Annotated in this window: 14 protein-coding genes and 1 pseudogene; 12 read left to right on the plus strand and 3 right to left on the minus strand. The window is 72.4% G+C overall.

What is annotated here, in order from left to right:
* The first annotated feature begins 145 nt into the window (after window positions 1-145).
* Window positions 146-457, plus strand: a complete 312-nt coding sequence (locus tag ACIRRH_RS09750) for an MTH1187 family thiamine-binding protein (protein WP_403064246.1) — start codon at window positions 146-148, stop codon at window positions 455-457.
* Here the strand turns inward: ACIRRH_RS09750 and ACIRRH_RS09755 are convergent.
* A complete protein-coding gene (locus ACIRRH_RS09755; RefSeq protein ID WP_403064248.1) occupies window positions 446-916 on the minus strand; it encodes a DoxX family protein in 471 nt (156 codons plus the stop codon). The genes ACIRRH_RS09750 and ACIRRH_RS09755 overlap by 12 nt on opposite strands.
* A gap of 153 nt (window positions 917-1,069) precedes the next feature.
* On the opposite strand from ACIRRH_RS09755, the gene ACIRRH_RS09760 reads away from it, so the two are divergent.
* The 3 genes from ACIRRH_RS09760 (at window position 1,070) to ACIRRH_RS09770 (ending at window position 2,736) form a co-directional block, all read left to right on the plus strand.
* The gene (locus ACIRRH_RS09760) at window positions 1,070-1,648 is read left to right on the plus strand and encodes a TetR/AcrR family transcriptional regulator (protein ID WP_403064251.1); all 579 of its coding nucleotides are present in this window, start codon (window positions 1,070-1,072) and stop codon (window positions 1,646-1,648) included.
* Between the two features lie 78 nt (window positions 1,649-1,726).
* A complete protein-coding gene (locus tag ACIRRH_RS09765; protein WP_403064254.1) occupies window positions 1,727-1,975 on the plus strand; it encodes a hypothetical protein in 249 nt (82 codons plus the stop codon).
* Window positions 1,975-2,736, plus strand: a complete 762-nt coding sequence (locus ACIRRH_RS09770; RefSeq protein WP_403064257.1) for an SDR family NAD(P)-dependent oxidoreductase — start codon at window positions 1,975-1,977, stop codon at window positions 2,734-2,736. The genes ACIRRH_RS09765 and ACIRRH_RS09770 overlap by 1 nt, the downstream gene beginning before the upstream one ends.
* A 12-nt stretch (window positions 2,737-2,748) precedes the next feature.
* Here the strand turns inward: ACIRRH_RS09770 and ACIRRH_RS09775 are convergent, their stop codons facing one another.
* A complete protein-coding gene (locus ACIRRH_RS09775; protein ID WP_403064260.1) occupies window positions 2,749-3,435 on the minus strand; it encodes an SMI1/KNR4 family protein in 687 nt (228 codons plus the stop codon).
* 215 nt (window positions 3,436-3,650) lie between these two features.
* On the opposite strand from ACIRRH_RS09775, the gene ACIRRH_RS09780 reads away from it, so the two are divergent.
* From ACIRRH_RS09780 to ACIRRH_RS09790, 3 genes are read left to right on the plus strand one after another with little or no spacing between them, the layout of a single operon-like run.
* On the plus strand, window positions 3,651-4,586 hold the full coding sequence (locus ACIRRH_RS09780; RefSeq protein ID WP_403064262.1) for a carbohydrate ABC transporter permease: 936 nt from the start codon (window positions 3,651-3,653) through the stop codon (window positions 4,584-4,586).
* The gene (locus tag ACIRRH_RS09785) at window positions 4,583-5,485 is read left to right on the plus strand and encodes a carbohydrate ABC transporter permease (RefSeq protein WP_403064265.1); all 903 of its coding nucleotides are present in this window, start codon (window positions 4,583-4,585) and stop codon (window positions 5,483-5,485) included. Before ACIRRH_RS09780 ends, ACIRRH_RS09785 begins: the two co-directional genes overlap by 4 nt.
* Window positions 5,486-5,535: 50 nt before the next feature.
* Complete coding sequence (locus ACIRRH_RS09790; protein ID WP_403064268.1) at window positions 5,536-6,930, plus strand: ABC transporter substrate-binding protein; 1,395 nt, start codon at window positions 5,536-5,538, stop codon at window positions 6,928-6,930.
* 132 nt (window positions 6,931-7,062) lie between these two features.
* On the opposite strand, the gene ACIRRH_RS09795 is transcribed toward ACIRRH_RS09790, so the two are convergent.
* Window positions 7,063-7,332, minus strand: coding sequence for a helix-turn-helix domain-containing protein (locus ACIRRH_RS09795; protein ID WP_224282047.1), 270 nt, complete (start codon window positions 7,330-7,332; stop codon window positions 7,063-7,065).
* A gap of 99 nt (window positions 7,333-7,431) precedes the next feature.
* Between ACIRRH_RS09795 and map the strand changes: the two genes are divergently transcribed.
* The 5 genes and pseudogenes from map to ACIRRH_RS09820 all read left to right on the plus strand — a co-directional run bounded on the left by map (window position 7,432) and on the right by ACIRRH_RS09820 (window position 13,581).
* On the plus strand, window positions 7,432-8,199 hold the full coding sequence (gene map, locus ACIRRH_RS09800) for a type I methionyl aminopeptidase (protein WP_403064271.1): 768 nt from the start codon (window positions 7,432-7,434) through the stop codon (window positions 8,197-8,199).
* Between the two features lie 47 nt (window positions 8,200-8,246).
* A complete protein-coding gene (locus tag ACIRRH_RS09805; RefSeq protein WP_403064274.1) occupies window positions 8,247-8,942 on the plus strand; it encodes an HAD family hydrolase in 696 nt (231 codons plus the stop codon).
* A gap of 74 nt (window positions 8,943-9,016) precedes the next feature.
* A pseudogene (locus ACIRRH_RS09810) lies at window positions 9,017-9,429 on the plus strand (acyl-CoA thioesterase).
* A gap of 157 nt (window positions 9,430-9,586) precedes the next feature.
* On the plus strand, window positions 9,587-11,089 hold the full coding sequence (locus ACIRRH_RS09815; protein WP_403064277.1) for an alpha/beta hydrolase: 1,503 nt from the start codon (window positions 9,587-9,589) through the stop codon (window positions 11,087-11,089).
* Window positions 11,090-11,259: 170 nt separating this feature from the next.
* On the plus strand, window positions 11,260-13,581 hold the full coding sequence (locus tag ACIRRH_RS09820; protein ID WP_403064280.1) for a transglycosylase domain-containing protein: 2,322 nt from the start codon (window positions 11,260-11,262) through the stop codon (window positions 13,579-13,581).
* Window positions 13,582-13,670 lie beyond the last annotated feature (89 nt).

A 13,670-nucleotide genomic window follows, 5' to 3' on the forward strand; every position in this document is an offset into this window, starting at 1 on the left:
GCGCCCCCCCCCCCGGGCGCCCCCGCCCCCGGGGGCCGCGCGCCCCCCCCGGGGGGGGGGGGGGGGGGGGGGGGGGGGGGGGGCGCCCCGCCCCCCCCCCCCCCCCCCCCACGACCGTGCCGTCGGCCACAAGGAGCGCAGAGCCGTGATCGCAGCCTTTTCGGTGACCCCGCTGGGGATCGGCGAGGACGTGGGGGAGGCGGTGGCCGCCGCCGTCCGGGTGGTGCGGGAGAGCGGTCTGCCCAACCGCACGGACGCGATGTTCACCAGCATCGAGGGGGAGTGGGACGAGGTGATGCCGGTGATCAGGGCGGCGATCGAGGCGGTGAAGGCGTACGGCAACCGGGTGAGCACGGTCATCAAGATCGACGACCGGGCCGGGGTCACCGACGGCCTCACCGCCAAGGTCGCCTCGGTCGAGCGCCACCTGGCCGCGGGCGGCCCGTCAGGCCGTTGACGTCGGCCGGACCGCCGGCTCGGCCGTGACCAGGGGTCGGCGGGCGAACAGGCGGTCCAGGGCGTACGGGCCGGAGCCGAGCGCCGCGATGGCCAGGAAGGCCCAGCAGAACATCACCGAGGGCTCGCCCCCGTTCTGCAGGGGCAGCAGCGCGTGTTCCTGGTGGACGGTGAAGTAGGCGTAGGCCATCGAGCCGGAGCAGAGCAGGGCGGCCACCCTGGTGCCGGCGCCGAGCAGCACCAGGGCGCCGCCGACCAGCTGGATCAGCGCGGCCCACCAGCCGGGCCACTGGCCGAGCGGGACGGTGCCACCGCCCTTGGCGCCGCCGAGCACGCCGAACAGCGAGGCGGCGCCGTGGCAGGCGAAGAGCAGGCCGACGACGATCCGGAACGCCGTCAGCACGATGGGTCTGACGGCTTCGGCGGTCTGTCGGGGGTGGTTGGGGCGGTGTGCGGGCATGCGGAACGCCTCCTGTGGGGGGAGGAGGTGGATGGGAGCGGTAAGGGGTAGCCGTGGTCTAGTCCACTTGGCAATGCTCCGTCAGGAGTCAGGTCTGGACCATTGATGGCCCTTTCTTGACCGGTCGATCCAGAAAGGGCTACCGTTCCCGACATGGCGCGAACGAAGGAATTCGACCCGGACGCGGCGCTGCAGGCGGCCCTGGAGCTGTTCTGGCAGCGCGGCTACGAGGCCACCTCGATGGCCGACCTGGTCGAGCGGCTCGGCATCGCCCGGGCCAGCATCTACGCGACCTTCGGCAGCAAACGCGAGCTGTACCTGCGGGCGCTGGAGCGCTACTGCGAGCAGAGCGACTCGGTGCGGCTGCTCGATCTGTCCCAGCCCGGCCCGGCGCTGCCGGCCGTCCGGGTGCTGGTCCGCCAGTACGCCGCCACGGGCGAGCGGGAGCGCCTGCGCGGCTGCTTCGTCACCAACACGGCGGTGGAGCTGGCCCCGCACGACCCGGACGCGTCCCGTCGGGTGGAGGCGAGCCTCGACCGCCTGGAGACGCTGCTCACCGCCACCCTGGTGCGGGCCGCCGCCCAGGGCGAACTGCCCGCCGGGCGGGACCCGCGGGCGCTCGCCCGGATGCTGGTGGTGCTGCTCCAGGGCATCCGGGTGGTGGGCAAGACCGCCGACGGCGCGACCCGGGCGCGGGACGCCGCCGAGCAGGCGCTGGCGCTGCTGGACTGACGCCCGGTCGGCCCGGACCGGCGTCTCCTGCTGGGTCCATTCTGGATCGAACGGTCTTTATAGGGGGGAGGGTTTTACATGGCCGTCATCACTACCGGCCGGTACGGCTTCGCGCTGCTCGGCGTCGTCCAGGCGGTGCTGATCTTCACGATCGCGATCCTGACCGTGCCGCTGCCCCTGGTGGCACGGGAGTTCACTCTCGGACCGTCCGGGGTGCTGCTGCTCAGTGCCGCCTACGCGCTCACCGCCGTGGTGGTCGCCGCCCTGCCCCGGACCGCCACCCCAACCGCACCCGAACGCACCATCCGAATCAAGGAGTTCACCTGATGAGCACGCGTTTCGCCGACAAGTCCGTCCTGGTCACCGGCGGCGGCAGCGGCATCGGCCGGGCCATCGCGCTCGCCTTCGCCCGCGAGGGCGCCGGGGTCGCGGTCGCCGGGCGCGGCGCCGGCCCGCTCGCCGAGACCGTCGAGCTGATCGAGCAGGCCGGCGGCAAGGCGGTTGCGCTGACCGGCGACGTGACGAACGCCCAGGACGCCGCCCGGCTGGTCCGGGAGACCGTCGAGCGGTTCGGCGCCCTGGACGTCGCCGTCAACAACGCCGGAGTGTTCGGTGCCGCCGGCCCGGTCGCCGAGATCGACGAGGTTGAGTGGCAGCGGGTGATCGGCGTCAACGTCACCGGCACCCTGTTCGCCATGCAGCAGCAGATCGTCCACATGCGGGCCCACGGCGGCGGCGCGATCGTCAACGTCTCGGCCAACCTCGGCGCCCACAAGCGGATCGCGGGCGTCGGTGCCTATGCCGCCAGCAAGGCCGCGGTCACCGCGCTGACCCGGGCCGCCGCCCTCGACCACATCGCCGAGGGCGTGCGGATCAACACCGTCAGCCCCGGCGCGGTGGACACCCCGATGTCCTCCCTGCCGGGCGAGGATGCCGAGGCGAAGGCCGAGCGGATGAAGGCCGAGGTCCCGGTCGGTCGGTCCGGCGCGACGGAGGAGGTGGCCGCCGCGGTGCTGTACCTGGCCTCGCCGGAGGCGGGCTACACCGTCGGCAGCGACCTCGTGCTGGACGGCGGCTCCTCCGCCTGACCGCAGGCGGGTCTACCCGCCCAACCACGGCCCGGGCACCGCCTCGTAGAGCGCCTCCAGCGCCTCCGGGGTGCGTGCCCGGGCCACCACCCAGGCGTCCTGCGCCGCCCCGACCAGCACGTCAGGCGCCTGGTACCAGCGGAAGTTGCGGCCGAGCGCGGGCAACTCCCGGAAGCCGCCCGGAAGCTCGTCGTCGGATTCCAGGACGTCGCTCAGCTCGTGGTCCTCCAGCAGCTTCTCCATCAGCGCCATCGCCGCGGCCGCCGTCGAGAAGCGCTCCTCCCAGGGCTCCCACCGCTCCTGTGACTTGTCCGCCAGGTCCGGCCGCACCACCGTCGGCGGGTCCTCCCGGTCGAGCTCGTCCAGCGGCACGCCCCAGTGCGCGCAGCCCTGGTTCTCCGCCCGGTACATCAGCGCGCCGTCCAGAACGTGCAGCTCGTCCGGTGTCAGCAGCACGTCATGACTGCTGGTCAGGTCGGCCCGGCGGCCGAACAGCCGGTACGCCTCGCGCAGCGCCGTCGGCAGCCGCAGGCCCAGCCGCCGCTCGGCGGCGTCCAGCTCCGCGTCCGTGAAGCCGTCGCCGGGCACCAGGGGCTCGCCCCAGTACGCGGCGAAGCCCCTGACGAGCGCCCAGGCACCCTCGCGGGAGCGCACACTTTCGGCCATTGCGGCCGGGATGTCGAATTCCGTTTCGTCCACCAGCGCACCGTACGCCACCCCTCCGACAGCGCGGTGAACCGCTCAACTGCCCGTCCGCCGCCCGTCCGCCGCCCCTCCGCGCACGACCGGCCGGATCTGACGCGAACGCGTAATCCCGGCGACACCCGTTGATCACCACGGGGTTTCCGCGCCGTCGTTCGGGCAAGACACGGTTTCGGCCGGAACCGACATCACGAAAGGCGGACGCGCGAACGATGCCGACCGCACCGCACACCGGGCCCCTCCCGGGCCGCCCACGACCGCATCGGCGAGGGCGCTGGGGCGAACGCGGGCTCGCCTGGGCCTTCCTCCTGCCCTCCCTGGTGGTCTTCGTCCTCTTCATCGGCTACCCGCTGTGGCGGACGATCTACCTGAGCGGACACGCCAACGACCTCTTCGGCGCGCCCTCCCGCTACGTGGGGACGAAGCACTACACCGACCTGTTCGCCTCGGCCGACTTCGGCCGCACCCTGCTGACCACGGCGCTGTTCACGCTGCTCACCGTGGTGCCCGGGGTGCTCGGCGCGCTGGTGCTGGTGCTGCTCCTGGAGAACCGGATCCGGGGCGTGCGACTGCTGCGCTCGGCCTTCGCGCTGCCCTTCGCGTTCTCGGTGGCCAGCGCCTCGGTGGTCTTCGCGGTGTTCTTCAACCCCGCCAGCGGGGTGCTCAACGGCCTGCTCTCGCACGTCGGCCTCGGCCCGATCGGCTGGCTGACCGACTCCCGGTACGCGCTGGTCTCGGTGGCCGTCACCACGGTGTGGATGAACCTCGGCTACAACGTGCTGGTGCTCTCCGCGGGCATCGGCTCGATCCCGGGGGAGGTCATCGAGGCGGCCCGCATCGACGGCGCCTCCGGCCTGCGGCTGGCCCGCTCGATCACCATCCCGATGCTCGGCCCGAACCTGTTCTTCTTGACCGTGGTCTCCACCGTCCACGCGCTCCAGAGCTTCGGCCAGATCCACATCCTCACCAAGGGCGGGCCGGACGGCTCCACCCGGACCCTCGTCTACTCCGTCTACGAGAAGGCCTTCGCCTACGGCTCCAGCGACTTCGGCACCGCGAGCGCCCAGGCCGTGGTGCTGCTCGTGGTCGTCCTCGCCTGTACGGCCGTCCAGTTCGGCGTCCTGGAGCGGAAGGTGCACTACGCATGACCACACTGACCACCGAGGCCGGGACGGAGGCCGGAGCGCCCCGCCCGCGCGCCCGTGCCCGCGCCCTCGCCGGGCGCTCCCCGCGCGACCTGCTCGGCCGCGCCGCCGTCTACCTGCTGCTCGCCGTCGCCGTCGTCACCGTGGCCTTCCCGGTCTACTACGCGATCGCCGGCGCCTTCATGGGCCCGTCCGAACTCTCCTCCTACCCGCCGGCCCTGGTGCCGCACTCGGTCACCGGACGGAACTTCTCCGGCGCCGTGGACGCCATCCCGCTGGCCCGCCAGTACGCCAACTCGGCGATCGTGGCGACCGTCATCACCCTCGCCCAGCTGTTCACCTCCGTCCTCGCCGCGTACGCCTTCGTCTTCCTGCCGATGAAGGCGCGGGCCGTGGTGTTCGGGGTGTTCCTGGCCACGCTGATGGTCCCGTGGGAGGCCATCATCATCCCCAACTACCTGACGCTGTCCGACTGGGGGCTCGGCAACACCTACTTCGGCCTGGTGCTGCCCTTCCTGGCCTCCGGCTTCGGCACGTTCATGCTGCGCCAGGCCTTCCGCCAGCTGCCCGGCGAACTGCGCGACGCCGCCCGGATCGACGGAGCCGGCCACTGGCGCTTCCTGTGGCGGATCGTCGTCCCGCTCAACAAGCCGGCCCTCGCGGCGCTGTCGATCTACGTCTTCCTGTCGGCCTGGAACCAGTACTTCTGGCCGCTGATCATCACCCGCACGGCGAACATGCAGACCCTCCAGATCGGTCTGACCTCGCTGCGCGACTCCGAAATGGCCGACCCCGGGCTGATCCTGGCCGGCGTCGTGCTCTCCCTGCTGCCCACCCTCGCACTGGTCGTCTTCGGCCAGCGCTTCATCGTCCGCGGCCTCACCGCGGGCGCGGTCCGCTGACCTGTTTCCCTTCCACGTTCGTCGTTTTCCCGGATAGAGAGAGAACCCTCGTGAAGAAGAGTGCGCGCGCGCTCGCGGCCCTGCTGGTGGCCGGCCTGTCCCTGACCGCCTGCAGCTCCAGCGGTTCCGGTTCCGGCTCCGGCGGCTCCTCCGACGCCGGCGCGCCCGGCGCCCAGGCGCTCGACCAGGCCTCCGGTGTCACCACCGTCGAGTTCTGGCACTCGATGACCGGCAAGAACGCCGAGGTGCTGAACGGGCTGGTCAGCCAGTTCAACGCCGCCCACCAGGGCAAGATCGAGGTCAAGGCGCAGTTCCAGGGCAAGTACGACGAACTGGTCACCAAGTACAAGGCCGCGGTGCAGCAGAAGGGCACCCCCGCCCTGGCGCAGGTCTACGACATCGGCACCCGGTTCATGATCGACTCCAAGCAGACCGTCCCGGCCCAGGCCTTCGCCGACAAGGACGGCTACGCGCTGGACGACCTGGACGCCAACATCCGCAACTACTACTCGGTCGGCGGCAAGCTCCAGTCGATGCCGTTCAACTCCTCGATGCCGCTGCTCTACCTGAACACCGACGCCTTCAAGGAGGCCGGCCTCGACCCGGCCCAGGCGCCCAAGGACCTCAACGAGCTGGGCGAGCTGGCCAAGAAGCTGACCAAGAAGGACGCCGACGGCAAGACCGTCCGGTACGGCTTCGGCGCCGCGATCTACGGCTGGTTCGTCGAGCAGCTGCTGGCCGAGTCCGGCTCCATGTACTGCGACAACGACAACGGCCGCAGCAACAAGGCGGGCAAGGTCGTCTTCGACTCCGCCCAGGGCGCCCAGATTGTTCAGTGGTGGGCCGACCTGGTCAAGGGCGGCTACGCGGCCAACACCGGCCGCACCACCGACGACGCCCAGGCCGCGTTCAAGGCCGGTACGGTCGCGATGCACCTGGAGTCCACCGGTGTGCTGCGCGGCTACACCGAGGCGGCGAAGTTCGGCGTGGGCACCGCGGCCTTCCCGAAGGTGGCCGCCACCGACCAGGGCGGCCCGGTGATCGGCGGTGCCTCGCTGTGGATCAGCGGCCCCGGCCACTCGGACGCCGAGAAGCGCGCCGCCTGGGAGTTCGAGAAGTTCGTCTCCGCCCCCGAGCAGCAGGCCGTCTGGCACACCGGCACCGGCTACTTCCCGGTCAACAAGAAGTCCCTGGACGACCCCAAGGACAAGGAGTGGGTGGCCAAGTACCCGCAGTTCCAGACTGCGATCGACCAGCTGAAGGCCACCAAGCCGACCCCGGCCACGGCCGGCTGCCTGCTCGGCGTGATGCCGCAGGCCCGCAAGGGCGTGGAGACCGCGATCGAGCAGACCATCGCGGGCACCAAGCCGGCCCAGCAGGCCCTGGCCGACGCGGCGAAGGAACTCCAGCCGGCGATCGAGAGCTACAACAGCTCGGTCGGCTGAACCGCGCCGCCGAGCGGCACCACGACGACGGCCCGCCCCGCGCACCGAGCGCAGGGCGGGCCGCCGCCGTCGAGGGAGGCCCTGCGCCGCGTCCGCCTCGGAGAGGAGGAAGCGACGGCGCCGGGCGGGGAGCTAGGCGGAGAGCGCCTCGCCGTTCTCCGAGGGCGCGCACGCGGCCGCCAGTTCGTCCAGTGACAGGTCGAGCGCGAAAGCCAGCGCCGCGATGGTGAAGAAGGACGGCGTGGGCGCGCGGCCCGTCTCGATCTTCCGCAGCGTCTCCGCCGAGACGCCGGCCACCGCCGCCACCTCGACCATGCTGCGCTCGCCGCGCGCCTCGCGCAGCAGCGCCCCGAAGCGCTCGCCGCGCTCGCGCTCCCACGGGGTCAGCGGAGTCCTCACCATGCCGACGAGTCTAGGCCCTGACGCCGCCGGGGCGGTCCACATCTCGCGACCGTGATACAAATACCGGTATAAGAATTGGACCCAGGGGAGAGATGCACCATGGTCGAACTCAAGACGGACGCCGGGCTGGCCGCGATGCGCGAGGCCGGGCGGGTGGTGGCGGACGCGCTGGCGGCCGTCCGGGAGCAGGCGGCGGTCGGGGTGAGCCTGCTGGAACTGGACGAGGTGGCGCGGGGCGTGCTCAAGGCGGCCGGGGCCGCCTCGCCGTTCCTCGGCTACCGCCCCTCCTTCGCGCCCGTCGCGTTCCCGGCGGTCATCTGTGCGTCGGTGAACGACGCCGTGGTGCACGGCATCCCGGACGGCTACCGGCTGCGCGACGGCGACCTGGTGAGCATCGACTGCGGTGCCGTCCTGGACGGCTGGGCCGGGGACTCGGCGGTCAGCTTCACCGTCGGCACCGCCCGCCCCGAGGACACCGCCCTGATCGAGACCACTCGGCGCGCCCTGGAGGCGGGCATCGCCGCCGCCGTGGTCGGCAACCGGATCGGGGACATCGCCCACGCCATCGGCACCGTCGCCCGCTCCGACCGGTACGGCATGCTGGACGGCTTCGGCGGGCACGGCATCGGCCGCCGGATGCATGAGGACCCCCACGTGCCCAACGAGGGCCGCCCGGGCCGGGGTTACCCGCTGCGCCCAGGGCTGGTGCTGGCGATCGAGCCGATGCTGCTGGCCGGCGGCCGTGACGACCACCGCACCGATCCGGACGGCTGGACCCTGCGCACCGTCGACGGCAGCCGGGCGGCCCACGTCGAGCACACCGTCGCCGTCACCGAGGACGGACCGCGCATCCTCACCCTGCCCTGATCCGAAAGGCCGGCCACGAGCGACGGGGTGCGGCTAGGCTCTCGGCCGTGATCAAAGGTGTGATGTTCGACTTCTCCGGCACCCTCTTCAGGGTCGTCTCCACCACCGAGTGGCTGGCGGCCCACGTCGCCGCCACCGGCCTCGACCTGCCCGCCCGGGAGGAGGCCGAACTGGTGGCCCGGCTGGAGGAGTTCGGCGCCCTGCCCGGCGGCGTGGCGCCGCGCCGCATCCCGCCGGAGGTCCGACAGGCCTGGGACACCCGGGACCTGACCCCCGAGCTGCACCGCGCCGCGTACACCGCGCTGACCCGGGCCGCCGAGCCGCCGGCCGGCCTCGACGTGGACGCCCTCTACGACACCCACATCGCGCCCGCGAGCTGGCGGCCGTACCCGGACGCCGTCCCCGTGCTGCGCGAGCTGCGCCGCCGGGGCGTGCCGGTCGCGGTGGTGAGCAACGTCGGCTGGGACCTGCGTCCGATCTTCCGCGCGCACGGCCTGGACGAGCTGGTGGACGTCTACGTGCTGTCCTGCGAGGTGGGCGCACAGAAGCCCGATCCGGCGATCTTCGAGACCGCCTGCGAGCGGCTCGGTCTCGCCCCGGCCGACGTCCTGATGGTCGGCGACGACCGCACCTGCGACGGCGGCGCGACCGCGCTCGGCTGCGGCTTCCACCCCGTCGACCACCTGCCCGTCGACCAGCGCCCGAACGCCCTCACACCGCTCCTGGAGGCCCTGTCCGGGTGAGCCGGGAGGCCGCCCGGCCGGGGTGACGGAGGACACGAGGTGGCGCCCTGGCGGCCCGGAGCACCGTGCGGGGCATGGGCGATCAGGACTTCACCACGCACGTCACCGTCCGCGGGTACGAGACGGACTCCCAGGGCCACCTCAACCAAGCGGTCTACCTCCAGTACGCCGAGCACGCCCGCTGGGAGTACCTCCGGGCGGCCGGGATCCAGCAGGCGGACCTGGTCGCCGAGGGGGTCGGCCCGGTGGTCCTGGAGACCACGGGCAAGTACGTGCGGGAGCTGCGCGCGGGCGACTCGGTGGAGGTCGGCTGTTCGTTCACCTGGCGGGACGGAAAGACCTTCCAGGTGGTGCAGCGGACGGCGTGCCGGCCGCCGAGATCACCGCCGTCGGCGGCATCCTCGACCTGACGGAGCGCCGGCTGGTCGCCGACCCGCGCGAGCCGCTGCGCGCCCTGGCCACCGACCCGGGCCTGCTCGGCCTCTGAGCGAACCGGCCCCCCGCCACCACCGCCACCCTCCGAGGCCGGAGACCGCGGTCGGAAGCGGTCTCCGCCCTGCCCCGGCACCCGGGGGATTTCCCCACCCCCGACCGGCCCGCTGTCCGGATGGGCCCAAGTGCCCTGCCGCAGCAGACTCTTGGGCATGCCGAAGCCCACCCGTACCATCACCGCCGCGGTCACCGCGGCCGCCGCCCTCGCCGTCACCGCGCTGAGCGCCCTGCCCGCCGGTGCGGCCGACACCGCTCCGCTCGGGAAGGACGGCCTCGTCTGGACCGCTTGTCCGGGCGCCCCGGCCGACAGCCCCCAACGGTGCGCCGAGGTCAGCGTCCCGCTTAACTACGCCGACCCGAACGGCGCCCGCATCACCCTCGCCGTCTCCCGGATCACCGCCGCCGAGCCCGGCCTGCGCCGCGGCGTCCTGCTGGCCGTCCCCGGCGGACCGGGCGGCTCCAGCCTCGACCTCGTCAAGGGCATGGCCGGGCGCCTGCCGCAGTCCGTCCGCGACCGCTACGACGTGGTCGGCTTCGACCCGCGGGGCGTCGGCCGCTCCACCCCGGTCAGCTGCGGGCTGGACACCGCCGACCTGACGATGGTCAAGCTGCGCCCCTGGCCGGCCGCCGACGGCTCGATCGACGAGAACCTGGCCACCGCCCGCCGCGTCGCCGAGACCTGCGCCCGCAACGGCGGCCCGGTGCTGCGCAGCATCTCCACCGCCAACGAGGCCCGCGACATCGACAGCATCCGTCGCGCCCTCGGCGAGCGCCGCCTCTCCGCCTGGGGCGTCTCGTACGGCACCTACGCGGGCGCCGTCTACGCCACCATGTTCCCCGAGCGGACCGACCGGATCGTGCTGGACAGCAACGACGACCCGGACCCGTCGCGGGTCGAGCGCGGCTGGCTGGACAACTACGGCCGGGGCATCGAGGACCGCTTCCCCGACTTCGCGAAGTGGGCGTCCGCGCCGGACAATCCCGACCGGGTCGCGGACACCCCCGAGGAGGTCCGCCCGCTCTTCCTCGACCTCGCCGCCCGCCTCGACCGTGCCCCGCTGCCATGGCAGGGCGCCAACCCGGCGGAGCTGAACGGCAACGTGCTGCGCGAGACCCTGCTGGAGAGCATGTACGCGGACGCCCGGTTCCCGGACCTCGCCCGGCTGATGCTGGCGGGTCTCGGCCGTCGTCCGCTGCCCGCCCCGGTGGTACCGCCGGAGCAGGCGGTGCAGAACACCGTCGCGGTCTCGGTCGGCACCCTCTGCAACGACGTCCGGTGGCCCGCCGACCCGGCCGGCTACGCCGAGGCCGCTGCCGCCGACCGCGCCGCCCGTCCGCTCACCGCCGGCATGCCGGTGAACGTGATGCCCTGCGCCTTCTGGCCGTTCGCGCCCGCCGAGCCGCCGGTGCGGATCACCGACCGCGGCCCGGCCGACGTGCTGCTCACCCAGAACCTGCGCGACCCCGCGACTCCGTACACCGGTGCGCTCAAGCTGCGTGCGGCGTTCGGGGACCGGGCCCGGATGGTGACGGTGGATTCGGGCGGCCACGACGTGTACCGGGCCAACGGGAACGCCTGCGGCGACGAGGTGGTGACGGACTACCTGATCACCGGCCGCCGCCCGGCCCGGGACGTCTTCTGCCCGGCCCGCTGAGCCGGCGGGGAGGTGTGCGGGCGGGGCAACGGGCCGTGGACGAACGGCCCTTGCCCTGCCGTGCCCGCCCGTTCGACCCTCGGGAATGAGTCGAATCCGTCGCGATTTTGTGACAATCCTTCGCCAACACCCGTCCCCCACGGCCTGTTCGCGGCCGTAATGTTCGATCTATGTCACCGAAGAGCCGCATACCCGCCGCCTCGGACCCGGGCGACACCTGGGTGCCGCGCCCGAGGCGCCGCGAGACCCCGATCGGCATCCTGGGCCACGCGGCCACCTTCCTCGGCGCCAGCGTGCTGGGCGGTGTACTGCTGGCGGGCCTGATCCTCCCGGCGGCCGGGGCGGTCGGGCTCGGGGCGAAGAACGGCGCCGAGGGCTTCGAGAGCATCCCCGACGACTTCAGGACCCCGCCGCTGAGCCAGGCGACGCAGATCTTCGACGCCAGGGGCGGCCTGATCGCCAAGGTCTACGAGCGGGACCGCACCGTCATCACCGCCGACCAGATGTCACCGTTCATGCGGCAGGCCCAGGTCGACATCGAGGACGCCCGCTTCTACGAGCACGGCGCCGTCGACCTCAAGGGCGTCCTCCGCGCGATCAGCAAGAACGCGGAGAGCGGGGCCGCCGTCCAGGGGGCCTCCACCCTGACCCAGCAGTACGTGAAGAACGTCAACGTGGAGAAGGCCGGGGACGACCTGGACGCGGTGCGCGAGGCGCAGCGCAAGACCCTCGGCCGCAAGATCCAGGAACTCCGGTACGCCATCAAGCTGGAGGAGGACCTGACCAAGGAGCAGATCCTCACCAACTACCTCAACATCACCTTCTACGGCCACCAGGCGTACGGCATCCAGGCCGCCTCCCAGCGCTACTTCAGCAAGGACGCCAAGGACCTCAACCTGCCCGAGGCGGCGATGCTCGCCGGGCTGGTGCAGAACCCGTCCCAGTACGACCCGAAGCTGCACCCGGTGGCCGCCCAGAAGCGCCGCGACACCGTCATCGACAAGATGGTGGAGAACAAGCACATCACCGCGGAGCAGGCCAGGGAGGCGAAGGCCGCCCCGCTCGGCCTCAACTACAAGGACCCGCGGAACGGCTGCATCACCGCCCAGGCCGGGATGGGGTTCTTCTGCGACTACGTGCGGCACGTGGTCAAGCAGGACCCGGTGTTCGGCAAGAGCTCGGCCGAGCGCAAGAAGCTGTGGGACACCGGCGGTCTGAACATCTACACCACGCTGGACCCGGACAAGCAGGCTGCCGCGCAGAACGCGGTCTCCACCAAGGTGTACGTCACCGACCCGGTCTCGGCCGCGATGACGATGGTCGAGCCCGGAAGCGGCAAGATCCTGGCGATGGCGCAGACCCGCCCGTACGGCCTGGCCAAGGAGAAGAACGAGACCGTCGTCAACTACAACGTGGACGCGGCGATGGGAGGCGGCATCGGCTTCCAGCCCGGCTCCAACTTCAAACCGATCGTGGCCGCCGCCGCCCTGGAGGCCGGTCTGTCGTCCACCCAGCGGTACGACTCGCCCAACCGGATGGACTGGCCGACGATGAAGACCTGCGACGGCACCTGGAAGAACCTCAGCAAGGGCAAGAAGGAGGGGAGCATCCCCAACGAGAGCCCGACCGAGGTCGGCCCGTACGAGCTCAAGCAGGCCATGGCGCTCTCCGTGAACACCTACTTCGTGCAGATGGAGCAGGAGATCGGCCTCTGCGCGGTCAAGCAGATGGCCAACAAGCTCGGCGTGGAGGGCAAGGCGAACGGCGATCCGCTCCAGGAGCTGCCCGCGCTCGGCCTCGGCACCCAGGAGGTCAGCCCACTGACCATGGCCAACGTGTACGCGACCTTCGCCGCCCGGGGCACCTACTGCGCACCGCTGGCGATCAACCGGATCACCACCGTGGACGGCACCGACGTCCCGGTGCCCCCGGCCCGGTGCACCCCGGCGATGTCCGAGGACACCGCCGACGTGATCAACAGCGTGCTGCTCGGGGTGACCGAGAAGGGCGGCACCGCGCGGGACCTCGGCCTGGACGACGGCCGCCAGATCGCCGGCAAGACCGGGACCACGGACGAGAAGAAGTCGGCCTGGTTCACCGGCTACACGGGCAACCTGGCGGGCTCGGTCTGGCTGGGCAGCCCAGGCACCAAGGTGCCGATGCGCAACATCCGGATCGGCGGCAAGTACCAGGCGGAGGTCTTCGGTGCCACCGGCCCCGGGCCGATCTGGCAGCAGGCGATGAGTGACGCGGTCCGGGGCATGCCGGAGAAGCCCTTCACCACCGTCCGCATCCCGGACCCGCCCCGGCGGGACGCCAACTGCACCACCGCGAGCGGCTCGCCGAGCTCGGTCACCTGCACCGGCGCCCCCGCCACCGGCGCCCCCGCCACCGGGGGCCCGGGCAACGGCGGCAGGCCGCGCGGCACCGGCCCGACCGGCGGCAGTGCGCCGTCCGTCCCGCCGGGTGCCACCGACCCCGGGGACCAGTGACACCGGCCGGCCCCGCACGAGTACGGGTACTCGTGCGGGGCCGGAGCCCGTCCGCGGACGGATGGTCCCGCTGGTGCTCGGTGCGCACT

It is taken from the genome of Kitasatospora sp. NPDC101235 (assembly GCF_044767505.1).
Classification (GTDB): Bacteria; Actinomycetota; Actinomycetes; order Streptomycetales; family Streptomycetaceae; genus Kitasatospora.